This is a genomic window from Brevundimonas sp. 01N35, assembly GCF_056399785.1.
The window spans coordinates 158,570-184,968 of record NZ_JBFTRZ010000005.1 but is presented as its reverse complement, the minus strand read 5'-3'; the positions used below and the strand labels follow the sequence as shown (position 1 = coordinate 184,968).

Genomic DNA, 26,399 nt, shown 5'->3' with positions numbered 1-26,399 from the left:
GCATGTCCCAACAGACGCCCTCCCCCGACATCCTCCACGATCTGGTCGCCGCCGCGCTGAAGGCCGGCGCCGACGCCGCCGAAGCCGTCTCGGCCCACCGCGCCTCCCTGTCCGTCGGCGTGCGCAACGCCGAGCTGGAAGAGGTCGAGCGCGAAGAGGCCCGCGACCTGGGCCTGCGCGTCTTCGTCGGCCGTCGTCAGGCCACGGTTTCCGCCTCCGATCTGTCCGACGCCACCCGCGCTCGCCTGGTCGACCGGGCCGTGGCGATGGCGAAGCTGGCCCCCGAAGACCCCTATGCGGGCCTGGCCCCGCAGGACCGGCTGGCGCAGGGGCCGCACGCCGACCTCGACCTGTTCGATCCGTCGGAACGCACCGCCGAGGCGCTGGAAGCCGCCGCCGTCGAGGCCGAGGCCGCCGCCCTGGGCGTCGAGGGCGTCGCCCGCTCCGAGGGCGGTCACGCCTCCTGGTCGGCCAGCGAATGGCGTCTGGTCACGTCTCACGGCTTCGACGGTCGTCACAAGGGCAGCGCCTTCTCGCTGGGCGTCGGCGTCATCGCCGAGAAGGACGGGGCGATGGAGCGCGGCGGCGAAAGCCGGGCGACGCGCCACCTGTCCGACCTGCCGGGCGCCGCCGAGATCGGCCTGAAGGCCGGCGAACGGGCCGTGGCCCGCGTCGGCCCGCGCAAGATCGCCTCGACCACCGCCCCGGTCATTTTCGAGAACCGCATCGCCACCCAGGTCCTGTCGCCGCTGCTGGGCGCCATTTCCGGCCCGGCCATCGCGCGCGGCAGTTCCTTCCTGAAGGACAAGCTGGGCCAGCGCGTCCTGCCCGAAGGCGTCAACCTGATCGACGATCCCTTCCGCTTGCGCGGCCTGGGCTCCACCCCCTTCGACGACGAGGGCGTGGCGGTCGAACGCCGCAATATCGTCGAGGGCGGCGTCATCACCACCTGGCTGCTGAACACGGCCGCCGCCGCCCAGCTGGGTCTGGCCTCGACCGGCCACGCCTCGCGCGGTCTGGCCGGCCCCTCGGGCGTCTCGACCCATAACCTGCATCTGGCGCCGGGTCAGCGCGACCGCGACGGCCTGATGGCCGACGCCGGTTCGGGCCTGCTGATCACCTCCATGTTCGGCCCGTCGCTGAACGGCAATAACGGCGACTGGTCGGCGGGGGTGTCCGGCTTCTGGTTCGAGGGCGGCCAGCTCGCCTATCCGGTCAGCGAAGTGACCGTGGCGGGCAATCTGATCGACCTCTACGCCCGACTGGTGCGCGGATCGGATCTGGAGTTCCGCGGTTCCTTCAACAGCCCGTCCCTGATGTTCGACGCGGTCGCTATCGCCGGAAAATGACCGACGCTTCTTCAGCACCTTGGGCTGCCGACCTCGAGCTGATCCGCGATGCGGCGCTGGCCGCTGGCCGGCTGGCGCTCGAGCATCGCGAGGCGGGGCTGAAGGTGTGGTCCAAGGAGGGCGGCTCGCCTGTCACCAGCGCCGATCTGGCGGTGGACCAGTTGTTGCGCGACACGCTTCTGACCGCCCGCCCCGACTACGGCTGGCTGTCCGAGGAGACGGCGGATAACGCCGACCGCCTGACGAAAAAGCGTATCTTCGTCGTCGATCCGATCGACGGCACGGTCGCCTATATGAAGAACAAGCCGTGGTGGTGCGTGCCCATCGCCGTCGTCGAGGACGGTCGCCCCGTCGCCGCCGTCATCCATGCCCCCATGCTGGGCGAGATGTTCGAGGCCACGCTCGGCGGCGGCGCCCGGTTGCAGAACCGGCCTATCAGCGCCTCGGACACCGACACGCTGGAGGACGCCGAGCTTCTAGCCGACGCCCGGCTGATGGAGGCTAGAGAATGGGCCGAACCCTGGCCGGAAATGCGCTTCACCAAGCGCAACGCCCTGGCTTACCGGATGGCCCTGGTCGCCGCCGGCGCTTTTGACGCGGCGATCGCCATCAGCCCCAAATGGGACTGGGACGTCTGCGCCGGCGCCCTGATCGCCGAGGAGGCCGGGGCCAAGGTCAGCGACCACATGGGCCGTCCGTGGCGATTTAACCGCCCTGATCCGCGACAAACCAGCCTGATCTGCGCCGCGCCGGCCCTTCACCCGTTGATCGTGCGCCGTACAGCGCCTATCCCGCTGGCGATCTGACCCTCCCTGCAATGGAAGCCCCATCCATGGCCGACGCCCACGACCCCCAACTGCTTCACCTCGTCATCGGCGGCGAAATGCGCCACCCGTCCGAGCCGGTCTTCCGCGATCTGGCCCAGGTCGAGTTCGTCGGCGCCTACGGCAGCTATGACGAAGCCAAGCAGGCCTGGAAGGCCCGCGCCCAGGCCACCGTCGACAACGCCCACATGCGCTACTTCATCCTGCACGCGCACAAGCTGATCGACCCGCGCAGCGACGCCTGATTTTCACGCGCGCCTCACGGCGACGTTCGGAACCGCACAGGCGGCTGGCGCGCTTTCTCGTCAGCCGCCTTTGGCGTTTCTGAGAGGACCCGACCGCCATGATCCCCACCCTGATCGTCCTGCTTCTGGTGATCGTGGCCGTGGTCGCGATCATCTGGGTGGTGCGACGTCAGCCGCCTCACAGGCCGCGTCCGGGCGAAGACCAGGACACCGCCTGGAACGACCCGATCACCCCGGCCGAACCGCCCCACCATCACCATCCTCACGAACCGGAGGCGCGACCGTGACCCTGTTCGGCTACGATCTGGACGGCCAGCAAATCATGGCCCTGGCGTCGCTGCTGTTGGTGCTGGCGCTCTGGCTGGTCGTCCTCGGCCGCGAGCGCGGCTATGCGCGCTGGTTCCGTCATTGGGAGGCCGACCGCAAGGCCCGCCATGACGCCGAGGCCGCCCTTCATGGCAAGGGTCCTAAGCGCGGTCCCTGGGGCTGACGCCTATTCCCGCTTCAGCAGGCGGTCGACCACCAGCCTGCCCCACCAGCCGGCCTTGAACTCGGCGCGGATGGCCTTGGGATCATAGGCGTCGCTGTCGATCCAGTCCTCGAAGCTGACGCCGGTCGGCTCGACCTCGTTGACGTATTTCTCCAGCACATAGTCCAGCACCCCCGTCAGTCCTTCGCGGCTGTGCAGGGTGCGCTTGCCCAGTTCCGACATGGCCGCCGAGATGGGTTCACCCAGATGGAAGTGGCGATACAGGACCGCCATCATCCCCGCCCGGTCCGCGCCCGACTTGCAGTGGATCAGGGCCGGATACTCGATGGCGCCGAACAGCTCGCGCGCCCGGTGGATGCGGTCGCGGCCGGGCGCATCGCGGGAATCCAGCGGGGCGTCGATCAGGGTCAGGCCCAGACGTTCGCAGGCGGCCTTCTCCAGCCAGTAATAGGCCTCGTCGCGTTGGCCGCGCAGATTGATGACCGTCTTGATACCGCGCCGCCGCCAATAGGCCAGCTGTCCCGGCGACGGCTGGTTAGTGCGCACCAGATCAGGTCCCAGCCAGTGGGCGTTGGTGAAGGCCGTGCGCAGGAAGGCGTGATCCTTCCAGAAATAAGACCAATGCGCCTTGAATCGGCCCATCGGGTTGGTCAGATCATAGCGCTCCATAAGCCGCAGATAGCGATGAAACCGCACCGCGTCACCTGCAGGCTTCGCCGCACGGCTTGACTTGGCGCCCAACCCGTTCGACCGAGAACCGATGACCACGACCGCCCCCGAACCGGCAGAACGTCTGCGCCCCCTGCTGGGCCGGATTTGGCGCGACTATCTCGCCCATCACAAGACCGCCCTGTTCACCTCCATGCTGTGCGCCGCGATCGCGGGCGGACTGTCGGCGGCGCTGCTGAAGCTGCTGGAGCCGGCGATCAACGGCCTGTTCGTGCGCCAGGACATGCCGATCCGGCTGTGGGGCGTCTTCGACGTGCCGACCGCGCACGCGGTCATCCTCATTCCCCTGGCCATCGTGGCGGTGGCCCTGATCCGCAACCTGGCGGCCCTGGCCCAGGCGGCCCTGGTCAACCGGCTGGGCCACGGCATCGTCGGCGACATCCAGGTGCGCCTGTTCGCCGCCATGATCCGCGCCGATCTGGCCCGGCTGCGCAGCCAGCACTCGGGCGCCTTCGTCTCGTCGGTCCTGTTCGACGCCAATCTGGTGCGCGAGGCCTTCACCTCGGGCGTGGTCAACTACACCCAGCACGGCCTGACGCTGGTCGCCGTGCTGGTGTCGATGGGCTTCATCGACTGGCGCCTGACGACCATCGTTCTGCTGGGCGTGCCCGCCGTCAGCCTGATCATCCGCCGCTTCGGCAAGAAGACCCGCAAGGCGGCGCGCGGCGCCATGGCCGAGACCGAGAACCTGTCGACCGCCCTGATGGAGAACCTCGACGGCGTCCGTCTGATCAAGATCGAGAACCGCGAAGCCGCCGAGGAAGCCAATATCGCCGCCGTGGTGGCGCGCCGTCAGCGCCACGTCATCAAGGGCGCCAACGCCCGCGCCTTCGCCGGTCCGGCCAGCGACATGGTGGCCATGATCGTGGTCGCCGCCGTCATGGCCTACGCCGGCTGGCGCGCCCAGGACGGCGCCATGAGCGTGGGCCAGTTCGCCGCCTTCATCGGCCTGCTGCTTCTGGCCGGCCAGTCACTGCGTCAGGTCACCAACCTGCAGACGGTGATGAGCGAGGGCCTGACCGCCGCGCGCCGCCTGTTCGCCGCCCTGGACATCCAGCCCGAGATTCGCGAGGCCGACGACGCCGAGACTCTGGCGCCCGGTCCGGCGACCGTGGCCCTGGAGAACGTCTCCTTCGCCTACAAAGCCGGCGAAGAAGACGGCGCGTCAACGCTGTCGGGCGTGTCCATTTCCGTGAAGCCCGGGGAAACCGTCGCCCTGGTGGGGCCCTCCGGCGGCGGCAAGTCGACCATCCTGTCGCTGCTGCCGCGTTTCTATGACGTGACGTCCGGCGCCGTGAAGGTGAACGGCCGCGACATTCGCGAGCTGCAGTTGCATTCCCTGCGCGAGCGCATCGCCCTGGTGACGCAGGAGCCCTTCCTGTTCGACGACACCGTCGCCGCCAACATCGCCTATGGCCGCAAGGGCGCGTCGGCCGAACAGATCGTCGAGGCCGCCCGATCCGCCGCGGCCCACGACTTCATCGCCGCCCTGCCCGAGGGCTACGCCACCCGCGTCGGCGAGGCCGGGATGCGCCTGTCGGGCGGCCAGCGCCAGCGCATCGCCATCGCCCGCGCCTTCCTGAAGGACGCCCCCATCCTGCTGCTGGACGAGGCCACCTCGGCGCTGGACACCGAGAGCGAGGCCCTGGTTCAGGCGGCGCTGGAGCGTCTGATGCACGGCCGCGCCACCCTGATGATCGCCCACCGCCTGTCGACGGTTCAGAACGCCGACCGCATCTATGTGATCGACGCCGGCCGCGTCGTCGAACAGGGCTCCCACGCCGCCCTGGTCAGGAAGGGCGGCCTCTACGCCCGCCTGGCCAAGCAGCAGTCGCTGGACGGCTCGCCCCCCGTCACGGTCGAAACCGTCGCATGAGGCCGTTGCGCAATCCGGTCGTCCAGACGATTCTGGCGTGGACCCTGGCGCAATGGATGCGCTTCTGCTTCGCCACCATCCGCTGGACGCATGAGAACGAGGCCCTCGCCGAGGCCGTCTGGGACAAGGGTGGCGGCGTGCTGTGCGCCTTCTGGCATTCGCGCATCGGCCTGTCGCCCGCCTGCTGGCCGCTGGGCCGGGCGCAGTCGGCCAAGGCGCTGATCTCATTGAGCGCCGACGGCGAGTTCATCGCCAAGGCCGTGGCGCGTCAGGGTTTTCCCGCCGTGCGCGGCTCCTCGGCCAACAAGGACAAGGCGGCCCAGTCCAAGGGCGGGACCCAGGCCCTGCGCGACGGCCTGAGGCAGTTAAAGGTCGGCGCCCTGGCCATCACCCCGGACGGCCCGCGCGGCCCGGCGCGTCAGATGGCCGAGGGCCTGCCGCTGCTGGCCAAGCTGTCGGGCGCGCCGACCCTCTTCATCGGCCTGTCCTGCAGCCCGGCGATCCGCCTGAACAGCTGGGACAGCGCCATCCTGCCCCTGCCCTTCGGCAAGGGGGCCATCGTCTGGGACGCCGCCCTTTATCCCGAGGGCGCCGATCTGTCCGAGGTCGCCGCCGACTGGACCGCCCGGCTGAACGCGGTCGAGGCCCGCGCCGACGCCCTGACCGGGTTGGGGCACGCTTGACGTGATCTTCAGTCCCGCCCTGATCGCCTATCGCCTGCTGACCCGGCTGATCGAGCCGCTGGCCCCGCGCCTGCTCGACGCCCGGGTCAAGCAGGGCAAGGAAGACCCGCGGCGGGTCGACGAGCGGCTGGGGTTGACTGGCGCGGCGCGTCCGGCCGGGCCGCTGATCTGGATCCACGGGGTCAGCGTCGGCGAGGCCCTGTCCATCCTGCCGCTGGCCGAGCGCATCAGGAAGGACCGTCCCGACGTGACGGTTCTGGTCACCACCGGCACCCTGACCTCGGCCCAGATTCTGGCTGGACGCCTGCCGCCCGGCGTCATCCATCAGTTCGCCCCGGTGGACGGCCCCGCCGCCGTCGCCGCCTTCCTCGATCATTGGCGGCCGACCATCGGCGTCTTCGTCGAGAGCGAGTTGTGGCCCAATCTGCTGACGGCGGCGAAAAAGCGCGGCGTGGCCCTGGCCCTGGTCAGCGCCCGCATCACCGGCAAGACCGCCGAGGGCTGGAAGAAAGCTCCCGGCATGGCCCGCGCCCTGACGGCCACCTTCGCCCACGTCTGGCCTCAGGATCAGGCCAGCGCCGACCGGCTGACGGCCCTGGGCGCCCGCGTCGACGGTCAGGTCAATTTGAAACTGTCTGGCGAGCCCCTGCCCTACGACAAGGCCGAGTTCTCGCGCCTGTCGGCCCTGATCGACGACCGCCCCGTCGTCGTCGCCGCCAGCACCCACGAGCATGAGGAAATGGCCATCGTCGGGGCGCTGGACCATCTGGCGGACCGCCTGTTCCTGATCGTCGTGCCGCGCCACCCCGACCGCGCCGACGAGATCGCGCGGTCCCTGAGCCAAGATGGCTACAGCTTTGCCCGGCGCAGCCAACGCCAGCCGATCACGGATCAGACCGACATCTATCTGGCCGACACCCTCGGCGAACTGGGCCTGTTCCTGCGACTGGCCGACGTCGTGGTCATGGGCGGCTCGTTCGCGCCCGCGCTGGGCGGCGGCGCCGTCGGCGGGCACAATCCGCTGGAGCCCGCGCGCCTGGCCAAGCCGGTCGTCACTGGCCCCGACGCCAGCAACTGGGTCGCCGTGACGCGGATGCTGAAACAGGCGGGAGGCCTGATCTCGGTGCTGTCGCCGGGCGAACTGCCCGGCGTCGTCGCCCCCCTGCTGGCCGATCCCGACGCCGCCCGCGACATGGGCGAGCGCGCCCGTCGCGCCGCCGCCGACGCCGCCGCCGGGCTGGATCGGCTGTGGCTAGCGCTTCAGGCCCACCTGCCCGCCGCCCCCTCGCGAGGCCGCCGATGAAGCTGAACACGCCCCGCTGGTGGTACAGCCGCGACCGCCGCCATGCGCCGGTGGCGCGGATGCTTCTCAAGCCCGCTTCGTGGATCTGGGCCGGCGTCACCGCCCGCCGCATCGCCCGCGCCGCGCCCCTCGATCCCGGCGCGCCTGTCATCTCCATCGGCAATCTGACGGTCGGCGGGTCTGGCAAGACCCCGATCGCGCGCGAGGTCCTGCGTCTGCTGCACGCGCAAGGCGTCAACGCCGCCGCCCTGTCGCGGGGCTACGGCGGCGCGCTGGAAGGGCCGGTTCAGGTTGATCTGAACCTCCACACTGCCGCCGACGTGGGCGACGAGCCGCTGATGCTGGCTGCCGACGCCCCCGCCTGGATCGCTCGCGACCGCGTCGCCGGAGCCAAGGCCGCCGTCGCCGCCGGGGCCGAGGCCCTGGTGCTGGACGACGCCCATCAGAACCCGACGCTGCAAAAGACCCTCAGCCTGATCGTCGTCGACGGCGAGACGCGCGACGAGGAATGGCCCTTCGGCGACGGCTCGGTCTTCCCGTCCGGTCCGATGCGCGAGCCGCTAAAGGCCGGCCTGGCGCGCGCCGACGCCGTGATCATCCTGCTGCCCGCCGACCTGGCCGAGGCCGACCCTGAACTGGTCGCGACCTTCGGCGACCTGCCGGTCTTCATCGCCCGGCTGGAGCCCGCCGCCGCGCCGCCGCCTGGACCTCAGGTCGGCTTCGCCGGCATCGCCAAGCCGTGGAAGGTCGAGCGGTCGCTGATCGCCGCCGGTTGCGACCTGAAGGACTTCGTCCCCTTCCCGGACCACGCCGCCCTGTCAGAGCGCGACTTCGCCCTGCTTACGGATCGGGCCGCCCTGTTCGACGCCGGTCTGGTGACGACCGAAAAGGACTGGGTGCGTCTGCCGCTTGAATGGCGGACGCGGATCGTGTCTTGGCCCGTGGTCGCGCGGTTGGAGCAGGAAGCGGCTTTCGCCGGCTTCCTTACCAAGGCCCTTCTCCCCTTGCGGGAGAAGGTGCCAGCCGAAGGCTGACGGATGAGGGGTCGCGCCGCGCTTGCCAACGCCCCCTTCATCCGACCGCCAGAAACCCCTCATCCGACCCGCTGCGCGGGCCACCTTCTCCCACAAGGGGAGAAGGAATTAGTCGCCGCGGAAGACCTGACCGTTCTTCATCACGAAGCGCACGCGTTCCAGTTCGGTCACGTCGCTCAGCGGATCGCCTGAGACGGCGATCAGGTCGGCGGGCATCCCCGCCGCCAGACGACCGGCCTCGTTCGATATCATCAGGTGTTCGGCCGCGCCGACGGTGGCGGCCTGGATGGCCTCCAGCGGGGTCAGGCCCGCGCGGACCAGCAGCGCGAACTCCTGAGCGTTGTCGCCGTGGGCCGAGACGCCGGAGTCGGTGCCGAAGGCGATGCGGACGCCGCCGTCATGGGCGCGGCGCGCCATGTCCACCATCTTGGGCCCGATTTCCAGCGCCTTGGCGGTCTGAGCCGGGGTGAAGAAGTTATCGGGGCTAGAGGCCACGCGCGCCACATAGTCGCCGGCCATCAGGGTCGGCACCAGCCAGGCGTTGTGCGATTTGAACAGGCGCATCGACTCATTGTCGAGGTAGGTGCCGTGTTCAATGGAATCGCCCCCCGCCTTGAGGAAGGCGTTGATGCCGTCGACGCCGTGGGCATGGGCCGTGACCTGACGCCCCATGCGGTGAGCCGAGGCGACGATGGCCGCCAGTTCGTCCTCGCTGAACTGCTGGGCCAGACCTGCGGCGGTGTTGGACAGGACCCCGCCGGTGGCGGTGATCTTGATGATGTCGGCGCCGCTGCGGACCTGCATCCGCACGGCCCGCATGCAGTCCTCGACCCCCGAGCAGACGCTTTCCGGCGACAGGACATGCATGACGTCCTCGCGATAGCCGTTGACGTCGCCGTGGCCGCCGTGGATCGAAACCGCCGAGCCGGCCGCGATGATGCGCGGTCCCGGCACGTCGCCGCGCCGCACCGCGTCGCGCAGGGCGAAGATGGCCTCGTTGCTGGCGCCCAGGTCGGCGACGGTGGTGAAGCCCGCGTTCAGGGTGCGGCGGGCGTAGCGCGCGCCGATCATCGCCTGGGTCGCGGTCGACTCGGTCACATTGTCCAGGCGCGCGGTCGGGCTCTGCTGGTGGGTCAGGTGGACATGGCTGTCGATCAGGCCCGGCAGGACGAAGGCGCTCCGCAGATCGACCACTTTTCCGTCGCCGACAAAGCCGTCGCGGATTTCGACGACTTGGTTCCCTCTGATCACGAGAGTTTTATCGCGCAGCACCTGGCCGCTGGCCGGATCGGCCAGGAGCCGCCCCACTTGAACGAACGTCGTCGGCTGCTCGGCGGAAACGGCAGCGACCGTAGGGGCTTGTTGCGCCTGTGCGGACGTGGCCGCCAGAACGGCAGCGGTCACAATCAGAGCCAGTTTCTTCATCGGTCCCTCCCAGAACTACTGCCTTCACCTTAGCCCCTTCACGGCTTTCGCCAAGGCTAAGGTTGCGTCGTTACGGGGCTTTATGAAACAAGCGGATACAGTTGTTTAATGGTGCGAGGGGCGTCGCATGCGGCTTTCCAGACGTGGCTTGATCTTGGGCGGTTCGGCCCTGTTGGCGGGATGTTCCTCCGCCGCCTCCACCGTTCAACTCGCCGGAGCCACGCCTGGCAGCCTTCCCGTCGTTCCCGTCCCGACCGTCGCGCCTCAGCCCGTTTCCGTGGCGAGGGCGACCGGCCCCGTCATCGATCCGCATGGCGTCGTCCGCAAGGACCTGATGGAGCGCGCCCACGCCGCGCTGGATGTCCACGGCCACAAGATCACCAGGCGCGACCGGATGTATCTGGTCGACTTCCAGAAGTTCTCGGGCGAGGACCGCCTGTACGAGGTCGATCTGGAAGGCGGCTGGGTCACGGCCTATCGCACCAGCCACGGTCGCGGATCTGACCCTGCGCATTCCGGCTTCGCCCAGCGCTTCTCGAACCAGATGGACAGCCATATGTCGTCCATCGGTGCCTATGCCACGGCGGGCGCCGGCTGGGGCGGCCAGCAGGGGCCGAACGTCCTGCTGGACGGGCTGGAGTATTCCAACAACCGGGCGCGCGAACGGGCCATCATCATCCACGGCGCCGACTACGCCGACCCGGCCTTCCTGGCCCGCGAGGGCAAGCTGGGTCGGTCCTACGGCTGTTTCTCGGTGTCCCACGCCGACCTGGCGCCCCTGCGCGAACGCATGGGCGAGGGCCGGCTGCTGTTCGCCATGGCCTGAGCCTTAGCGGAGCCGCCCAGCGCGGTTCCATTATTCCCAGAGCGCTTAACGCGGCTCCAGCGCCCGCCAGCCGATGTCGGTGCGGTTGAAGCCGCCCGGCCAGTCGATCTTGGCGATGGCTTCATAGGCCCGCGTCCGCGCCTCGGCGATGTCGGCCCCATAGGCGCAGACATTCAGCACCCGGCCGCCGGCGGCGACCAGGGTGCCGTCCTCGCGCTTCCTGGTCCCCGCATGGAAGACCTGGACGTGGGGGCCGAAGTCCTGATCGGCGCCGCGAATGACCGAACCTTCCAGCGGGCTGTCGGGATAGCCCTTGGCCGCCATGACCACGCAGATCACCGTGCCGTCCTTAAACCGGGGCGCGGGCGCGCGGGTCAGATCGCCGCGCGCGCAGGCCAGCAGCAGAGGAACGATGTCGCCGTCGAAGCGCATCATCAGCACCTGGCATTCCGGGTCGCCGAAGCGGGCGTTGAACTCGACCACCTTGGGGCCGTCGCTCGTCGCCATCAGGCCGGCGTAGAGGACGCCGCGATAGGGCGCGCCCTCGGCGGCCATCATGCGGATGGTCGGCTGCACCACGCGTTCGTCGGCCTGCTGCACCAGTTCGGGGGTGAAGACCGGCGCCGGCGAATAGGCGCCCATGCCGCCCGTGTTCGGCCCCATGTCGCCGTCAAAGGCGCGCTTGTGATCCTGGGCCCCGCCGAACAGGACGGCGCGCTGGCCGTCGCACAGGGCGAACAGCGAGCCCTCTTCGCCGTCCATGAACTCCTCGATCACCACGCGCGAGCCGGCCGAGCCGAAACGCCCGCCCAGCATCCGCTCGATCTCGGCCTCGGCGTCCTTCTTGTCGGGGCTGATGGCGACGCCCTTGCCGGCTGCCAGGCCATCGGCCTTGATGACATAGGGGGCCGAATACTGGTTCAGCGCCGCCTTGGCCGAAGGCACGTCCTCATAGACGCCATAGCCCGCTGTCGGAATGTCGTGCCGCGCCAGGAAGGCCTTGGAGAAGGCCTTGGAGGTCTCCAACTGCGCCGCCTTGGCGGTCGGACCGAAGCAGGGGATCCCCGCCGCGTTCAGCCGATCGGCCAGGCCCTCGGCCAGGGCCGATTCGGGGCCGACCACGACCAGGTCCGCCTTCATCTCGCGCGCGAGGGCGGCCAAACCGTCAGCGTCGGTCGCCTTCAGATCGGGCCTCAGCTCGGCGTGTTTCGCCATGCCGGGATTGCCGGGCGCGACGACAAGCCGCGTGACCAGCGGCGACTGGGCGATTTTCCAGGCCAAGGCGTGTTCACGCCCACCCGAACCGACGAGCAGAATGTTCATGCTTGCGCAATGACGGGCTCGGCCGCACGGGTCAAGCGGGCGAAAGGGTTAGCGACGTTTCAGGGCGTCCAGCCGGGCAGAGCCTTGACCTCTTCCCAGGTCCGGGTCGTGACCACGTCATGATAGGGTCCATTCACCTTCACGGTCAGCCCGTCGAGCGGCAGACGCACCCAGCGCTGGCCCGGACCGGTCGGCGCGACGATCAGGCCGACGGCCTTGCCCGCACTGTTGACGTCGACGCGCACGACGTCGCCCAGGTCCGAACCATTGGTCGACAGCAGGTTGGCGCCGTCGAACTGGGCGGCGGTCAGGCCAAGGGCGATGGGTTCGTCCCGGGTGAGGGCGTCGGACACGGCCGGCGCTTCCGCGGGGGGCGGCGCCTTTTCCTTATGCTGGGAACAGGCCGCCAGCAGGGCGGCGGCCGAGGCGAGGACGATCAGGCTGCGGTTCATGACGAAGATCCTACTTCAGTGGCAGCAAGGCTGACGCCGCATAGACCACGACGCCCAGCAGAACGACGCCCATCAGCAACAGCCAGGGGCTGACCGACGGATTGCCGCTGCGGCGCGAGAGGTCGCGTTCAGTCGGGTCTTCCTCGGGCGGTTTTGGCGGAAGGGAATAGTCGGACATCACCGACGGCAACGCCTGCCGAACCGCCCCGTTCCCGTCGCCCGCCGCAGAGGCTAAGGTGCGCCCATGAGCTTTGACGACGACTATGCTTTCGAAGGCGCCGCCGAGGCGCCGACCGCCGCGCGCGACAACAACCCGCCCCTGTCGATCTCGGAACTCAGCTTTGCGCTGAAACGCACGCTGGAGGACCGCTTCGGCCACGTCCGTCTGCGCGGCGAGATCTCCAAGGTGAACCGCCACGCCTCGGGTCACGTCTATCTGACGCTCAAGGACGACAAGGCGGCCATCGACGGCGTCATCTGGAAGGGCGTGGTCAAGGGCCTGGGCGCCCAGCCGGAAAGCGGTCTGGAGGTCATCGTTACCGGCAAGATCACCTCCTACCCGGCCCGGTCCTCCTATCAGATCGTCATCGAGAGCATGGAGCCGGCCGGCGCAGGCGCGCTGCTGGCCCAGCTGGAGCGGCTGAAGGCCCGTCTGCGTGACGAGGGCCTGTTCGAGCCGACGCGCAAGAAGCCCCTGCCGACCTTCCCTGCGACCATCGGCGTCATCACCAGCCCGACCGGGGCGGTGATCCGCGACATCCTGCACCGCATCGCCGAACGCTGGCCCTGCCGCGTCATCGTCTGGCCGGTGGTGGTTCAGGGCGACGCCGCCAGCGGTCAGGTGGCCAAGGCCATCCGCGGCTTCGACGCCATGACGCCGGACGGGCAGATCCCCCGCCCCGACCTGCTGATCGTCGCGCGCGGCGGCGGCTCGGTCGAGGACCTGTGGTGCTTCAACGACGAAGCCCTGGCTCGCACCGTGGCCGAGGCCCACATCCCCATCATCTCGGCCGTGGGGCACGAGACGGACACGACGCTGATCGACTTCGTCTCCGACCGTCGCGCCCCGACGCCGACCGGCGCCGCCGAGATCGCCACCCCGGTTCTGGCCGACCTGCGCTGGACGCTGAGCGACCTCGACGGGCGACTGGCGCGGGCCGGATCGCGTCTGCTGGAGGACCGCCGCACACGGCTGCGCGCCGCAGCCCGCGGCCTGCCCGCCCGACCCGAGGACCTGCTGGCCCTGCCGCAGCAACGCCTCGACCACGCCGCCAGCCGTCTGGGCTCGGGTCTGCACCGCAACGTCGCCGTGCACGAGCGCCAGCTGGCCGTGGTCGGCGGGCGTCTGTCCAAGGGTCTGCTGGACCGGGCCATCGAACGGCGCGGCGACCGGCTCACGGCCTATGCGGATCGCTTCGGCCCGGCGATGAAGCGGCGGCTGGACCGCGACGAGACCCGCCTGGCCGCCTTGTCGCGGGCGCTGGCGACGCTGGACCCCAAGCGGCCCAAGCCAGGCTTCGCCCGGATTGAGGACGAGGCCGGCGCCATGATCGCCTCGGCCGCCGCGCTGTCGCCCGGTCAGGCCGTCCGCATCGTCTTCGGCGACGGGGCCCGGGACGCGACCATCAACGACGAAGGCGCCGCGCCTCCGCCCCTCGCGCCACCTGCTCCCAAGCCCGCGCCGCGCCCGAAAGCACCGACAGCGGGCCAGGGCGACCTGTTCTAGCTTTTCCCTTCCCACTCCGTGGGGAGGGGGACCGCGTGGCGGTGGAGGGGCTGCTTCAGCGGAACCAAGCGGCCCCTCAGTCTCGTCCGCTTCGCGTCCGATCCTCCTCCCCATGAAATGGGGAGGAGAGCTTACCGGCCCGCCGCCAGCAGCCCCCGCACCGCCTCAACGTCCAGAGCCTCGACCGTCACCGTCTTGCCGTCGATCACCGACGTCGTCGTCTCGGCCTTCAGCAGGGAGTTGAGGATGGCCTCCTCGGTCGCTTCCGCGACGGCGACGAACAGGGGCGACATGCGGTCGTTGGGCCAATCAGCCACCGTCGTCGCGCCTGCCCGGCGCGCCGCAGTGCGGCGCACGCCCTCGGCGGTCGAAAAGGCGATGGCGTAGTCGCCCGACCCGTTCGAGAAGGCCGCCCCCGTCCGCGCCAAACCGGCGAAGGCCCGGTTCGCCAGCCGCTCCAGATTGCGGTCCGACAGGGGCGCGTCGGTCGCCACCACGATCATGATTGAGCCGTCGGCCCGCTCGGCCTCGACCTCCTGACGTAGATAGTAGCGGCCCAGCGGCACCCCGACGGGCGTCCCGTCCATGCTCAGCACGCCGCCGAAATTCGACTGCACCAGAACCCCCACGGTGAAGCCGCCGAGGCTGGCGGGCAGCTTGCGCGAACTGGTGCCGATCCCGCCCTTGAACCCAAACGCAATGGTGCCCGTCCCTGCCCCGACCGCGCCCTGCTCCACCGGCCCCGACGTCGCCGTCTCGATGGCCCCCACCACATCGGCGGCCGTCACCACCCGCGCCCGGATATCGTTCAGCCCGCCGTCGTTGGTTTCGCCCACCACGGCGTTGGCCGAGCGGATGTCCTCATGCCCCGGCTGTTTCAGCGTCCAGTCCAGCACGCCGTCGATGCCGCGCGCCACGGACAGGGTGTTGGTCAGGACAATGGGCGTCTCGATCTCGCCCAGTTCGCGGATCTGGGTCGCGCCCGCCAACTTGCCGAAACCGTTGGCCACCGACAGGCCCGCCGGAACCTTGTCGCGGAACAGGTCGCCGCCGTGCGGCAGGACGGCCGTCACCCCGGTGCGGATGCTGTCGCCGCGCCGCAGCGTCACCTGCCCCACCCGCACGCCCGCCACGTCGGTGATGGCGTTCAGCAGCCCCGGCGACAGCACGCCGGGCGCGCGGCCCAGATCGCGGATCGTCGGACGCGTCTCGCTCGCTTGAGCGGCTGCCGAGGACGCGGCTGCCGCCAATGTCGCCGCCAGCGCGACTGCGCACCAACACGCATAAGGACGGATCATCAGCGGCTCCTGTCATCAACTCTTTTTCAGATGACAGTGATTCGCCCTCGTCTCGCGCGGCGAGCCATGCCAATCATCGTTCCATGACGACGCCTGCTTCTCCGCCCGTTTCGCCCTCGCCCGCCACGCTGCATTATGGCGACGGCGAGTTCGCCGTTCTGCGCCCCGGCGCCTACGTGACCTGCGCCGTCAGCGGCGTGCCGATCCCGCTCGCCGCACTGCGCTACTGGTCGGTCGAACGGCAGGAAGCCTACGCGAGCCCGCTCGAGTTCATGACGGCCGCGCGCGGCTGATCGCCAGTCCTCCTGATTAGCGGCGTCGACGACGCCCCCAGATCGTGTCGTGTTCCCATGTCCGCCCTGCAATCGCTCGACATCCTGTTGGCCGACGACAATCCGAACATGCGCGCCATCGTCTGCGTCATGCTGAAATCGATCGGCGTCACCCGGGTGCGCGAGGTCGAGGACGGCGCGGCCGCGCTGGAGGCACTGAAGACGCACCCGGCTGACCTGGCCATCGTCGATTTCAAGATGCTGCCGGTGGACGGCGTGACCTTCACCCAGTTGATCCGCACTGCGCCGGACAGCCCCAATCCCTATCTGCCGATCATCATGATGACGGGCCATTCCGAGAAGCGCCGCGTCGCTCAGGCGCGCGACGCGGGCGTGACCGAGTTCGTGACCAAGCCCGTCAACGCCCAGGCCCTGCTGACCCGGATTCAGGCTGTGATCATGCGGCCCCGCACCTTCATCCGGGGCGGCGGCTATTTCGGCCCCGACCGTCGGCGCACCCAGACAGACGACTACGCCGGCCCCTATCGCCGGTCGACGGATTCCAGCGCCGCATAGACCTCGGCCGGCCAGCGTTTGTGGACCCAGAACCAGTCCACCGGATGCTCCTTCACCCGCTCCTCCACGAAGCGGTTGACGGCCTGAACGCCGGCCCGGACGTCGGCGGCCTTGTCGCCGGTGTCGGGCACGGCGATCGGTTCGTGCGCCGTCACGCGGAAGCGCACGCCGGGCAGGCGCACCACCGACAACGGCTGCATCACCGTGCCGAATTTCAGCGCCATCCGCGCCGCGCCGGGCGAGGCGTTGACCGGCTGGCCGAAGAATTCGACCTCCGGCCCCTGACTGTATTTCTGGTCGACCAGCAGGGCGATGGATTCGCCCCGCTTCATTCCCGCCATCAGTTCGCGCGTGCCGTCGCCCTTGGGCGCAAACAGCTTGATGCCGTAGCGCTCGCGGCTCTGACGGATCAGGGCGTCGACATAGGGGTTGTTGGCCGCGCGATAGGTGACCTGGCACGGCACCCCCGCCGCCATGATGACCGCCGCCATGACCTCGAAATTGGCCAGATGGCCCGAGACCAGCACCACCGGACGGCCAGAGTCGCGGATGGCGTGCAGCCGCTCCAGCCCGAGGATGTCGATGCGTCCGCTCTCGGGCGTCAGGCGATCCATGACCGCCAGTTCGGCAAAGGTCCGCCCCGTCTGCTCCCACTGATCGACGGCCAGACGCTCGCGCTCGGCTGGGTCCATGTCGGGGAAGGCGATGCGCAGATTGCGCGTCACCGTCTTGTGCGTGCCGGTCAGCGGCCCCAGCGTCCGCAACAGCTTGCCGCCGAAACCCGAGGCCCGCTCGACGCCCAGCGCCCGGAGGAAGGCGAACAGCCCCGAAAACGCCGCCGCCTCCAGCCGCCAGGTCAGGTCCTGGGCAAGCCCAGGTTTGTTAGAGGCGCTACCGCCCTTCGGGCTGCTTGAGCGCATATCGCTGTCGCTACCGCCCTTCGGGCTGCTTGAGCGCATATCGCTGTCGCTACCGCCCTTCGGGCTGCTTGAGCGCGTTTCGCTTTCGCTACCGCCCTTCGGGCTGCTTGAGCGCGTTTCGCTTTCGCTACCGCCCTTCGGGCTGCTTGAGCGCGTTTGATCTTCACCAGGCAATCGTCAGTCCACCGTCCACCACAAGGGTCTGTCCGGTCACATAGGCCGAGGCAGGGCTGCACAGATAGACTGCCGTGCCGGCGATTTCATCAGGCTGGCCGATCCTTTTCAGCGGGGCAGGCTCGGTGACCGTCTTCAGCAACTCCGGGTTCTCCCACAGGTATCTGGCGAAATCGGTCTGGACCAGGCCGGGCGCGATGCAGTTCACCCGCACGTTCGACGGCCCGTATTCCACCGCCAGATTGCGCGCCAGCTGCATGTCGGCGGCCTTGGAGATGTTGTAGGCGCCGATCAGGGCGTTGCCGCGAAGCCCGCCGATCGAGGAGATGATCAGGATCGCCCCGTCCCTGCGCTCCAGCATCTGCGGCGCGACCATCTGGATCAGCCAGTGGTTGGAGATGACGTTGTTCTGAAGAATCTTCTCGAACTGGTCGTCGGCGATGCCCGCCATCGGCCCGGCGTAGGGATTGGTCGCGGCGTTGCAGACCAGGATGTCGATATGGCCGAATGCCTGATTGGTGTCGTCCACCAGCCGTTGCAGGTCTTCCTTGGAGGCGATGTTGGCGGGGATGGCGATGGCGCGGCCCTCGCCGTGCCTTTCATTGATGGCGGCGGCGACCTCGTCGCACGGCCCGGCCTTGCGCGACGAGATGACGACGCGGGCCCCGTGTTCGGCCAGACGCTCGGCGATGGCCTTGCCGATGCCCTTGGAGGAACCGGTGACGACCGCGACCTTGCCGCTCAGATCGAACAATTCCATGCGTTAACCCCCTTTACGGTCGGATTTCTGTGTCCGAACCCTAGCCGTTACCTTTAGTTAGACCGATACTTGGCCGATTCCATACGGGAAAGGCGGTTTAACACCGGTCCCATGCGCAAGATTACCGGCGGATTTCTGTTCTTCGGCTACCTGTTCCTGTCCCTGACCATCGGGGCGGCGATCTGGCGCGCCGGTATGGGCGCAGGGGCAGGCGCGGCCGGCGTGCTGGGCGCGCTGGGCGTTCTGGTCGGGCTGCACGCCGTCGTCGCCGGGGTTCTGGACCGCCGCGCCCTGCGCAAGGAAATCGCCAAGGTTCGCGAGGCGCATCGCCTGATGGCCGATGCTATGGAGTCGACCCAAGGCGCCCTGACCGAACTGGCCCAGGCCATCGAGAGCGGCGCCCTGTCGCGCACCGAGGCCCTGACCGGCGAAGTGCGGATGCTGGAGGGCCTGATCCAGCAGATGAGCGAGTCCATCGACGACCGCCTGTCGTCCTCGCCGATCACCGCCGACACCTATGAGGGCCGTCGTCAGGTCCAGTCGAACACTCTGCTCAAGACCGTCCACGACGCCCTGACCGAGAACCGGGTCGACCTCTATCTGCAGCCTGTCGTGACCCTGCCCCAGCGCCGCACCGTCTTCTACGAGAGCTTCACCCGCCTGCGCGATCCGTCCAACCGGATCATGATGCCCGCCGAATACCTGTCCGTGGCCGAGGGCGAGGGCCTACTGCCCGCCATCGACAACCTGCTGCTGTTCCGCTGCGCCCAGATCGTGCGCCGCCTGGCGCGGCAGGACCGCAAGGTCGGGGTCTTCTGCAACGTGTCGCTGGCCTCGCTGGGCGACGAGACCTTCTTCCCGCAGTTCCTGGATTTCCTCAGCCAGAACCGCGACCTGAAGGAGGCCCTGATCTTCGAACTGGGTCAGGCCACCTTCGACGCGCGCGGCGCCGCCGAGGCCCGCAACATGGCCAAGCTGGCCGACCTGGGCTTCCGCTTCTCCATCGACAAGGTGCAGACCCTGGATCTGGACTTCGCCGACCTGCAGCGCTCGGACGTGCGCTTCATCAAGATCTCGGCCGATCTGCTGATCGAACAACTGCTGGATCTGGACGGCGCCACGCCCCTGGCCTCGCAGCCCGACATCCAGGCCGCCGACTTCGCCCCCCTGACGCGTCGCTATGGCCTCGAACTGATCGCCGAAAAGGTCGAGAGCGAGAAGCAGGTCGTCGACATCCTCGAACTCGACATCGGCATGGGCCAAGGCCACCTGTTCGGCGAGCCCCGCGCCATCAAGGAAGCCGTCCTGGCCGAGACGGATCCCCCGGCCGAGTTCGTCCGCGCGACGCTGCATTCGGCCGAACAACGCCGCCGGTTCTGATCCCGCAGCCGAAAGCCGCCAGACAGCGGCGCCGCGCGCCGCGCTAATGCGGCATGACCGACGCCTCCCCCGCCCTCGATTGGCCCCGTATCGCTGACGACCTGAATGTCCGGGGCTGGGCCGTCGTGGGGCCGCTGCTGACGCCCGCGACGTGCGAGACCCTGCAGGCCCTCTACGACCAGCCCGAACGGTTCCGCAGCCGCATCGTCATGCAGCGCCACGGCTTCGGACAGGGCGAGTATCAGTATTTCGCTGACCCGCTGCCCGATCTCCTGCCCCGGCTGCGGGCGCGGCTCTATGCGGGTCTGGCGCCGGTCGCCAACGGCTGGGCGGCGCGGCTGGAGCGGCCGAGCTTTCCCGATAATCTCGATGAGCTGACCGCCCAGTGCCGGGCGGCGGGTCAGACACGGCCGACCTCGCTGATGCTGCGCTACGGCCCCGGCGACTACAACCGGCTGCATCAGGATCTCTACGGCGATCTCGTCTTCCCGCTGCAGGCCGCGATCCTGCTCAGCGATCCGGCCGAGTTCGCGGGCGGCGAGTTCGTTCTGGTCGAGCAGAAACCCCGGTCCCAGTCACAGGCCCACGTCGTGCCGCTGAAACAGGGCGAGGCCGTCATCTTCGCCGTGCGCGAACGGCCCGTCGCCGGCACGCGCGGCGACTATCGCGTGCAGATGCGCCACGGGGTCAGCACGGTGCGCGCGGGCAAGCGAATGACCTTAGGGCTGATCTTTCATGATGCAGCGTGAACCCTTCTCCCCTTGCGGGAGAAGGTGGCAGGCGAAGCCTGACGGATGAGGGGTCGCGCCGCGCTCTGGTCACGCGCCTTCATCAACTGTCGCAAGACCCCTCATCCGAGCCCTTCGGGCCCACCTTCTCCCTCAAGGGGAGAAGGAAGAAAAAGGCCCCTTCGCCGGAGCGAAGGGGCCTGATCCCTTAGGCCTTCTGGGCGTCCAGCCACCGCACCGCGTCGGCGTCGCGGGCCGACAGGTCGGGGAAGTCGGCGTCGGAGCCGACGTCCGGCACCCGGCGCCACGAGCGGGCGCACTTGGGATGGTCGGCGGTCTTCACCTCGACCGTCACGGCGTCGCCGCCGACCACAAGCTCGGCGCCCGAGGTGCGGAACACCTCGGCGGCGTCCAGGCCGTCGAACGGGGCGAAGGCCGCCGCCGGACCGGTCACCACCGGCCAGGCGTCAAGCGCCCCGCCGATCAGCTTGTCGCGGCGCGCGGCTTCCAGCGCCTCGTTGACGATCTCCAGCACCGTATTGACCCCGGCCCAGCGCTCGGCCTCGGCCGGGTTGCGCCATTGGCCGGGCGTGTCCGGGATGACGCGGGCGCAGTTGGTGCCAGCGTCGGGGAAGCGCGTCGTCCAGGCTTCTTCCATGGTGAAGGGCGTCAGGGGCGCCAGCCAGGCGGTCAGGCGCATGAAGACCTCGTCCATCACCGTGCGGGCGGCGCGGCGACGGAGGCTGTCGGGACGGTCGCAATAGAGGCTGTCCTTGCGCACGTCGAAATACAGCGCCGACAGGTCGCCCGAGCAGAACTCCAGCACCGGACGGACCACATCCTGGAAGCGGTAGTCGCGGTAGGCCTCGCGCACCTGGCCGTCCAGTTCCCACAGGCGATGCAGGATGAACTGGTCCAGCGGCGGCATCTGGTCGTAGGGCAGGCGTTCGGCCTCGTCGAAGCCGTTCAGCGCGCCCAGCAGGTAGCGGACCGTGTTCCTAAGCTTGCGATAGGCGTCGACCGTGGTCTGCAGGATCTGCTTCCCGATCCGCTGGTCCTCGGCATAGTCCACCAGGGCGACCCAGAGGCGCAGGATGTCGGCGCCCGACTCCTTGATGACGACAGCCGGGTCGGTGGTGTTGCCACGCGACTTCGACATCTTCTCGCCGTTCTCGTCCTGGGTGAACCCATGGGTCAGGACGGCGTCATAGGGGGCGCGGCCGCGCGTGCCGGAGCCTTCCAGCAGGTTGGACTGGAACCAGCCGCGGTGCTGGTCGGAGCCTTCCAGATAGAGGTCGGCGGGCCAGTGCGACGGGCGGTCGCCCTTATAGCCGTGCGCCGGATCGCGGGCTTCCAGGGTGAAGGCGTGGGTGCAGCCCGAGTCGAACCAGACGTCGAGGATGTCCTGGATCTTCTCGAAGCGGTCGGCGTCGTGCGCGCCCAGGAAGTCCGCGTCGGGCCGGTCGAACCAGGCGTCGGCGCCGCCCTCGGACACGGCCTTCAGGATGCGAGCGTCGACCTCGGGGTCATGCAGGGGCTGGCCGGTCTGCTTGTCCACGAACATGGCCAGAGGCGTGCCCCAGGCGCGCTGGCGGCTGATCAGCCAGTCGGGGCGGCCCTCAACCATGGAGCGGATGCGGTTCTTGCCCGCCGCCGGGTGGAAGGCGGTGGCGTCGATGGCCGTCAGGGCCTTCTCGCGCAGGGTGTCGCCGCCGTCGAGCGGCTCGTCCATTCGGATGAACCACTGCGGCGTATTGCGGAAGATGATCGGGGCCTTGGAGCGCCACGAGTGCGGGTAGGAGTGCTCCATCCGGCCGCGCGCCAGCAGGTTGCCGGCCTCGATCAGCTTTTCCATCACCGCGCCGTTGGCGGGGCCGAACTTGCCGGTCTTCTTGCCCTCGGTCTCCAGCACCTTGAAGCCGGCGAACAGGGGGACGTGCTCGTAGTAGGCGCCGTCAGCGTCCACCGTATCCGGCACCTCCCGATGACCGTGGGCCAGCCAGACGGCATAGTCGTCCGCGCCGTGGCCGGGCGCGGTGTGGACAAAGCCGGTGCCGGCGTCGTCGGTGACATGGTCGCCGGCCAGCAGCGGCACCGAGAAGCCGTAGCCGTTATCCAGCGCCGCCAGCGGGTGGGCGCACTCCAGGCCCGACGGGTTGATGCCGTCGACGCGGGTGAAGCCGCTGATCTTGGCCGCCTTGAACACGTCCTCGGCCAGCTTGTCGGCGATGATGAAGCGGTCGCCGGGCTTGGCCCAGGGCTCATAGTCCAGGCCCTGCTCCAGCGCCGTGACCTCATACAGCCCATAGGCGATGTCGGGGCCGTAGCTGATGGCCCGGTTGGCCGGGATGGTCCAGGGCGTGGTCGTCCAGATCACCACCGAGGGCGTCGCCGCGCGGAAGGCCAGCAGGTCGTCCGGGTGGCTGTCCGTCGCGCCGATCACCGGGAACTTGACCCAGATCGTGGGCGAAACGTGGTCGTGATACTCGACCTCGGCCTCGGCCAGAGCCGTGCGCTCGACCGGCGACCACATGACGGGCTTGGAGCCGCGATACAGCTGATCGGAGTTCTTGAACTTGTGGAACTCGGCGACGATGGCCGCCTCGGTCGTGAAGTCCATGGTGGCGTAGCGGTTGGCGAAGTCGCCGGTGATGCCCAGGCGCAGGAACTGGTCGCGCTGCACGTCGATCCAGCCGGCGGCGTATTGGCGGCAGGCGGCGCGGAACTCGGCCTTGGAGACCTCGTCCTTGCGGCGGCCCTTGGCGCGGAACTGCTCCTCGATCTTCCACTCGATCGGCAGGCCGTGGCAGTCCCAGCCGGGGACGTAGTCGACGTCATAGCCGAGCAGGAAACGCGAGCGGACCACGAAGTCCTTCAGCGTCTTGTTCAGGGCGTGGCCGATGTGGATGTCGCCGTTGGCGTAGGGCGGGCCGTCGTGCAGCACATAGAGCGGTGCCTTCTGGGCCTGACGGATGCTGCGCAGATGGCCGTACAGGTCGCCCCACTGGGCCAGGATTTCCGGCTCCTTCTTGGGCAGGCCGCCGCGCATGGGGAAGGGCGTCTCGGGCAGGAAGACGGTGTCGCGATAGTCGCGGCCCGAAACAGCGTCGGAAGCGGTGTCGTTGGTGGCGTCGGCCATGGGAAATCTTTGTCTTGTTCGCGGGCGCCGAGGGGGGGGCGCGGGCGCAGTCTAGCGTGAAGGCCGTTGGACGGCATCGGCGATATTCGATCCCGACGTGCGCGGGGCTAGGCCCTGGGCGCTACGCCGGGCGGCTAATCGAAATCGGACGGATCACGCGAACGGCCATGGTGGAAACGGTCTAGCAGACCGGGCGGCGCCTGCGCCATAGTCGAAGCGAACAGACGGGAGGCGACGGATGCGCATTCAGGCGATGACAGCGGCGGCGGTTCTGGCCCTGACGGCGGCGGCCTGTTCCGGCGCCGACGAGGCCCCGCCCGCCCCGACCGAGGCGCCGGCGCCCCTGCCGCAACCCCTGCCTCTGGGCCGCGAAGGCGCCTATCAGGCCGCGAGCGGCGATCCCGAGGGCTTCGTGCGCGCCCTCTACGCCATCTACGCAGCGCCGGATCGGACCGCGCCGGAACCGGGCCGCGATCCCCTCTACACCCGCACCCTGAACGCCCTGGTCGGTGAGGACTTCCGCCGCGCGACCGGCGGCAAGCCCTGGCTGGACGGCGATCCCGTCTGCGACTGCCAGGACGGCGCGGTCGTCCTGACCTCGGTCGCGGTGACGCAGACGGACCGGAACACCGCCGAAGCCGCCGTCGTCTTCACCGTCGACGGTCAGAAAAGACGCCAGACCCTGAAACTGTCCCGCGAAGCCACGGCCTGGCGGGTCGCCGACGTTCTGGTGGCGGGGCGTCCCGCGCTGTCGGAGAGCCTGCTGAAGGCGATCGGGTAGCGGCGACGAGGACCATATGAGCGCAACATTGTCCTGCAAGAAGGCAGCGCCCGCCACTTCCACGGGGCTTGGCTTGCGATGATTGAAACAGAACGACTGCGTCTGCGTGGTTGGCGCAATAGGGACAAGCCTCGCTTTGTCGAGTTCGCCAATACGCCCTCCATGATGGCGCACATGGGAGGCGTTCGAGCAGCGTCAGAAATTGATGCGCTGATCGATCAACAAATGGCCATGCAGGCCGCTCACGGCCTTTGCATGTGGGCCATGGAAGAGAAAAATTCCGCACGCGTTATCGGGATTTGCGGCCTTCGCTTTGGAGGGCACCCGGGCACCCCCGTCGAAGACGAACTGGAAATTGGGTGGCGGGTTGCGGAAACCGAATGGGGCAAGGGATATGCCCTGGAAGCGGCACAGGCGAGTCTCGCGTGGGGCTGGCGGCACACGGAGCGATCACGGATCGCAGCGTGGACAGTGCTTTCCAATCGGGCTTCATGGGGCTTGATGTTGCGCCTAGGAATGGTGCGGCGCTCCGATCTTGATTTTGACCATCCTCGTTTCGAGCAAGGCCATCCCCTGCAAAGGCACCTCACCTACGTGGCTGAAAGGCCCGCGATGCTCTGATGACGTCGCCTTCTGGCTGCCTGCTGTAACGCGCCCCCAGACGACCGAGCAGCCTTCTTCAGCCCAGCACGGCCCGCGCCGCCGTTGCATCCGCCTCGATCTGCACCTTGAGCGCGTCCAGGCTGTCGAACTTCATCTCGCCGCGCAGGAAGGCGACCAGTTCGGTTTCGACGGTCTGACCGTAGAGGCTTTCGTCGAAGTCCAGCAGCCAGACTTCCAGCAGGGGTGCGTCGATCTCGAACATGGGGCGGACGCCCAGGTTGGCGACGCCCTTGACGACCCGTCCGTCCGGCAGTCGGGTGCGCGTCGCGTAAACCCCATAGGCGGGGCGCATGTAGTCGCCCATGGCGATGTTGGCGGTGGGAACGCCGATGGTGCGGCCGCGCTTGTCGCCGTGGATCACCTCGCCCTGGATGGCGAAGGGGCGGCCCAGGATGGCGGCGGCGCGGGGCATGTCGCCGGCCTTCAAGGCCTCGCGCACGGCCGAGGAGGACAGCTTCAGACCCGAGACGTCATCGATGCGGTCGGTGACGGAGACGGTGAAGCCCAAAGCCTCGCCATAGGACCGCAGCGCCTCGGGCGAGCCGGACCGTCCCTTGCCGAAGGTGAAGTCGAAGCCGACCGCGGCGTGGGTTATGCCCAGACCTTCCGACAGGACGCGACGGGCGAACGCCTCATCGCTCATCGCCGCCAACTCGCGGTCGAAGGGGATCAGATACAGGCGGTCGACGCCCAGCGGGGCCAGGGCGCGCGCCATCTGGTCCGCCGTCATCAGGCGAAAGGGCGCGGCCTCAGGCTGGAACAGGCGGCGCGGATGCGGATCGAAGCTGACCACGCCCAGCGGGACGCCCAGCCGTTCGGCGGCGGCGCGGGCCGTGGCGATCACCGCCTGATGGCCCCGATGCACCCCGTCGAAGGCGCCGACGGCGACCGCCGCCCCGCGCTGCGAGACGGGCAGGTTGCGCCAGCCGCGGATCACCTCGACCGTCACCGGCTTCAGCCCTTGGCGGGCTTGCGACGCCGGGGGACGCGGACGACGGCGACGCCGTCCATGATCAGCTTGTCCTCGACAAAGCCTTCGCATTTCAGCGTGGCGCGCGCGCTTTCCTGCTCGACCTCCATCACCGTGATGACGATGCGCACCGTGTCGTCGATCCGCACCGGGAAATGGAAGGCCAGGGTCTGGGAGATATAGATCGCCCCCGCGCCCGGCAGGATGGTGCCGACCACGGCCGAGCCAAAGGCGGCGCTGAGCAGGCCGTGAGCGATGCGGCCGCGATAGGCGGTCTTGGCCGCGAAGGCCTCGTCCAGATGCACCGGATTGAAGTCGTCCGACGCCTCGGCGAACAGGCGAATTCGGTCCTCGGTGACGTGGACCGTCTTCTCTGCGGCCATGCCGACGTGGAGTTCATCGAGGATGTAACCGCCCGACGGGTGCTGTGTGACGTATTCGACCATAGCCGGG

General features: G+C 68.9%; 28 protein-coding genes. 17 read left to right on the top strand and 11 right to left on the bottom strand.

The features are described from left to right. Positions 1-2 precede the first annotated feature (2 nt). The 5 genes from AC1DJ5_RS07195 (at position 3) to AC1DJ5_RS07175 (ending at position 2,908) form a co-directional block, all read left to right on the top strand. The gene (locus tag AC1DJ5_RS07195; protein WP_477020137.1) at positions 3-1,349 is read left to right on the top strand and encodes a TldD/PmbA family protein; all 1,347 of its coding nucleotides are present in this window, start codon (positions 3-5) and stop codon (positions 1,347-1,349) included. Next, the gene (locus tag AC1DJ5_RS07190; RefSeq protein WP_441455375.1) at positions 1,346-2,155 is read left to right on the top strand and encodes a 3'(2'),5'-bisphosphate nucleotidase CysQ; all 810 of its coding nucleotides are present in this window, start codon (positions 1,346-1,348) and stop codon (positions 2,153-2,155) included. Before AC1DJ5_RS07195 ends, AC1DJ5_RS07190 begins: the two co-directional genes overlap by 4 nt. An 11-nt stretch (positions 2,156-2,166) precedes the next feature. Further along, entirely contained in the window at positions 2,167-2,418 is a 252-nt protein-coding gene (locus AC1DJ5_RS07185; RefSeq protein ID WP_441455373.1) for a DUF4170 domain-containing protein, read from the top strand. A 98-nt stretch (positions 2,419-2,516) separates the two neighbouring features. Further along, positions 2,517-2,705, top strand: a complete 189-nt coding sequence (locus AC1DJ5_RS07180; protein ID WP_441455371.1) for a hypothetical protein — start codon at positions 2,517-2,519, stop codon at positions 2,703-2,705. Beyond that, complete coding sequence (locus AC1DJ5_RS07175; protein WP_441455370.1) at positions 2,702-2,908, top strand: hypothetical protein; 207 nt, start codon at positions 2,702-2,704, stop codon at positions 2,906-2,908. Before AC1DJ5_RS07180 ends, AC1DJ5_RS07175 begins: the two co-directional genes overlap by 4 nt. Positions 2,909-2,911: 3 nt before the next feature. Here the strand turns inward: AC1DJ5_RS07175 and AC1DJ5_RS07170 are convergent, their stop codons facing one another. Next, entirely contained in the window at positions 2,912-3,577 is a 666-nt protein-coding gene (locus AC1DJ5_RS07170; protein ID WP_441455614.1) for a protein tyrosine phosphatase family protein, read from the bottom strand. Between the two features lie 91 nt (positions 3,578-3,668). Between AC1DJ5_RS07170 and AC1DJ5_RS07165 the strand changes: the two genes are divergently transcribed. The 4 genes from AC1DJ5_RS07165 to lpxK are packed head-to-tail and all read left to right on the top strand — an operon-like array spanning position 3,669 to position 8,533. Then, positions 3,669-5,513: an ABC transporter ATP-binding protein gene (locus AC1DJ5_RS07165; RefSeq protein ID WP_477020136.1), complete on the top strand. Its 1,845-nt coding sequence runs from the start codon at positions 3,669-3,671 to the stop codon at positions 5,511-5,513. Next, positions 5,510-6,196, top strand: a complete 687-nt coding sequence (locus tag AC1DJ5_RS07160) for a lysophospholipid acyltransferase family protein (protein ID WP_477020135.1) — start codon at positions 5,510-5,512, stop codon at positions 6,194-6,196. Before AC1DJ5_RS07165 ends, AC1DJ5_RS07160 begins: the two co-directional genes overlap by 4 nt. A gap of 1 nt (position 6,197) precedes the next feature. Beyond that, the gene (locus AC1DJ5_RS07155) at positions 6,198-7,499 is read left to right on the top strand and encodes a 3-deoxy-D-manno-octulosonic acid transferase (protein ID WP_477020134.1); all 1,302 of its coding nucleotides are present in this window, start codon (positions 6,198-6,200) and stop codon (positions 7,497-7,499) included. Next, positions 7,496-8,533 carry a tetraacyldisaccharide 4'-kinase gene (gene lpxK, locus AC1DJ5_RS07150; RefSeq protein WP_441455366.1) on the top strand — a complete coding sequence of 346 codons (1,038 nt, stop codon included), beginning with the start codon at positions 7,496-7,498 and terminating at the stop codon, positions 8,531-8,533. The genes AC1DJ5_RS07155 and lpxK overlap by 4 nt, the downstream gene beginning before the upstream one ends. A gap of 108 nt (positions 8,534-8,641) precedes the next feature. Here the strand turns inward: lpxK and AC1DJ5_RS07145 are convergent, their stop codons facing one another. Continuing rightward, positions 8,642-9,958, bottom strand: a complete 1,317-nt coding sequence (locus AC1DJ5_RS07145) for a metal-dependent hydrolase family protein (RefSeq protein WP_477020133.1) — start codon at positions 9,956-9,958, stop codon at positions 8,642-8,644. A 277-nt stretch (positions 9,959-10,235) separates the two neighbouring features. On the opposite strand from AC1DJ5_RS07145, the gene AC1DJ5_RS07140 reads away from it, so the two are divergent. Further along, the gene (locus AC1DJ5_RS07140) at positions 10,236-10,784 is read left to right on the top strand and encodes a murein L,D-transpeptidase catalytic domain-containing protein (protein ID WP_477020132.1); all 549 of its coding nucleotides are present in this window, start codon (positions 10,236-10,238) and stop codon (positions 10,782-10,784) included. Between the two features lie 45 nt (positions 10,785-10,829). On the opposite strand, the gene purD is transcribed toward AC1DJ5_RS07140, so the two are convergent. Genes purD through AC1DJ5_RS07125 form a run of 3 tightly spaced genes read right to left on the bottom strand, consistent with a single transcriptional unit; the run spans position 10,830 to position 12,737 of the window. Further along, entirely contained in the window at positions 10,830-12,107 is a 1,278-nt protein-coding gene (purD, locus tag AC1DJ5_RS07135; RefSeq protein ID WP_477020131.1) for a phosphoribosylamine--glycine ligase, read from the bottom strand. 59 nt (positions 12,108-12,166) lie between these two features. After that, complete coding sequence (locus tag AC1DJ5_RS07130) at positions 12,167-12,559, bottom strand: hypothetical protein (protein WP_477020130.1); 393 nt, start codon at positions 12,557-12,559, stop codon at positions 12,167-12,169. Positions 12,560-12,569: 10 nt separating this feature from the next. After that, the gene (locus tag AC1DJ5_RS07125) at positions 12,570-12,737 is read right to left on the bottom strand and encodes a hypothetical protein (protein ID WP_441455361.1); all 168 of its coding nucleotides are present in this window, start codon (positions 12,735-12,737) and stop codon (positions 12,570-12,572) included. 66 nt (positions 12,738-12,803) lie between these two features. Here AC1DJ5_RS07125 and xseA point away from each other — a divergent pair, with 66 nt between their 5' ends. Beyond that, a complete protein-coding gene (gene xseA, locus AC1DJ5_RS07120) occupies positions 12,804-14,285 on the top strand; it encodes an exodeoxyribonuclease VII large subunit (protein WP_477020129.1) in 1,482 nt (493 codons plus the stop codon). Positions 14,286-14,416: 131 nt separating this feature from the next. Here xseA and AC1DJ5_RS07115 read toward each other — a convergent pair whose 3' ends face one another. Next, positions 14,417-15,583, bottom strand: coding sequence for a DmpA family aminopeptidase (locus AC1DJ5_RS07115; RefSeq protein WP_441455359.1), 1,167 nt, complete (start codon positions 15,581-15,583; stop codon positions 14,417-14,419). Between the two features lie 83 nt (positions 15,584-15,666). Between AC1DJ5_RS07115 and AC1DJ5_RS07110 the strand changes: the two genes are divergently transcribed. Next, the gene (locus AC1DJ5_RS07110) at positions 15,667-15,876 is read left to right on the top strand and encodes a DUF2093 domain-containing protein (RefSeq protein ID WP_441455358.1); all 210 of its coding nucleotides are present in this window, start codon (positions 15,667-15,669) and stop codon (positions 15,874-15,876) included. A 57-nt stretch (positions 15,877-15,933) separates the two neighbouring features. Continuing rightward, a complete protein-coding gene (locus AC1DJ5_RS07105; RefSeq protein WP_441455357.1) occupies positions 15,934-16,431 on the top strand; it encodes a response regulator in 498 nt (165 codons plus the stop codon). Here the strand turns inward: AC1DJ5_RS07105 and AC1DJ5_RS07100 are convergent. Together AC1DJ5_RS07100 and AC1DJ5_RS07095 are read right to left on the bottom strand one after the other, a co-directional pair. Then, on the bottom strand, positions 16,398-17,351 hold the full coding sequence (locus AC1DJ5_RS07100) for a lysophospholipid acyltransferase family protein (RefSeq protein ID WP_477020128.1): 954 nt from the start codon (positions 17,349-17,351) through the stop codon (positions 16,398-16,400). The genes AC1DJ5_RS07105 and AC1DJ5_RS07100 overlap by 34 nt on opposite strands. 163 nt (positions 17,352-17,514) lie before the next feature. Continuing rightward, positions 17,515-18,285, bottom strand: coding sequence for an SDR family NAD(P)-dependent oxidoreductase (locus AC1DJ5_RS07095; RefSeq protein WP_477020127.1), 771 nt, complete (start codon positions 18,283-18,285; stop codon positions 17,515-17,517). A gap of 111 nt (positions 18,286-18,396) precedes the next feature. Here AC1DJ5_RS07095 and tipF point away from each other — a divergent pair, with 111 nt between their 5' ends. Continuing rightward, the gene (tipF, locus tag AC1DJ5_RS07090; protein ID WP_477020126.1) at positions 18,397-19,665 is read left to right on the top strand and encodes a flagella assembly cyclic-di-GMP phosphodiesterase TipF; all 1,269 of its coding nucleotides are present in this window, start codon (positions 18,397-18,399) and stop codon (positions 19,663-19,665) included. 53 nt (positions 19,666-19,718) lie between these two features. Further along, on the top strand, positions 19,719-20,414 hold the full coding sequence (locus AC1DJ5_RS07085) for a 2OG-Fe(II) oxygenase (protein ID WP_477020125.1): 696 nt from the start codon (positions 19,719-19,721) through the stop codon (positions 20,412-20,414). 187 nt (positions 20,415-20,601) lie between these two features. Here AC1DJ5_RS07085 and ileS read toward each other — a convergent pair whose 3' ends face one another. Next, positions 20,602-23,532, bottom strand: coding sequence for an isoleucine--tRNA ligase (gene ileS / locus AC1DJ5_RS07080; protein ID WP_477020124.1), 2,931 nt, complete (start codon positions 23,530-23,532; stop codon positions 20,602-20,604). A gap of 238 nt (positions 23,533-23,770) precedes the next feature. Between ileS and AC1DJ5_RS07075 the strand changes: the two genes are divergently transcribed. Together AC1DJ5_RS07075 and AC1DJ5_RS07070 are read left to right on the top strand one after the other, a co-directional pair. Further along, the gene (locus AC1DJ5_RS07075) at positions 23,771-24,313 is read left to right on the top strand and encodes a DUF3828 domain-containing protein (RefSeq protein WP_477020123.1); all 543 of its coding nucleotides are present in this window, start codon (positions 23,771-23,773) and stop codon (positions 24,311-24,313) included. 78 nt (positions 24,314-24,391) lie between these two features. Continuing rightward, positions 24,392-24,934 (top strand): GNAT family N-acetyltransferase, encoded by a 543-nt coding sequence (locus AC1DJ5_RS07070; RefSeq protein WP_477020122.1) that lies wholly within the window; start codon positions 24,392-24,394, stop codon positions 24,932-24,934. A 58-nt stretch (positions 24,935-24,992) separates the two neighbouring features. Here AC1DJ5_RS07070 and AC1DJ5_RS07065 read toward each other — a convergent pair whose 3' ends face one another. Both AC1DJ5_RS07065 and AC1DJ5_RS07060 read right to left on the bottom strand, forming a co-directional pair. Continuing rightward, complete coding sequence (locus tag AC1DJ5_RS07065) at positions 24,993-25,925, bottom strand: bifunctional riboflavin kinase/FAD synthetase (protein WP_477020121.1); 933 nt, start codon at positions 25,923-25,925, stop codon at positions 24,993-24,995. A gap of 5 nt (positions 25,926-25,930) precedes the next feature. Continuing rightward, on the bottom strand, positions 25,931-26,392 hold the full coding sequence (locus AC1DJ5_RS07060; protein ID WP_441455348.1) for a MaoC family dehydratase: 462 nt from the start codon (positions 26,390-26,392) through the stop codon (positions 25,931-25,933). Positions 26,393-26,399: the final 7 nt, after the last annotated feature.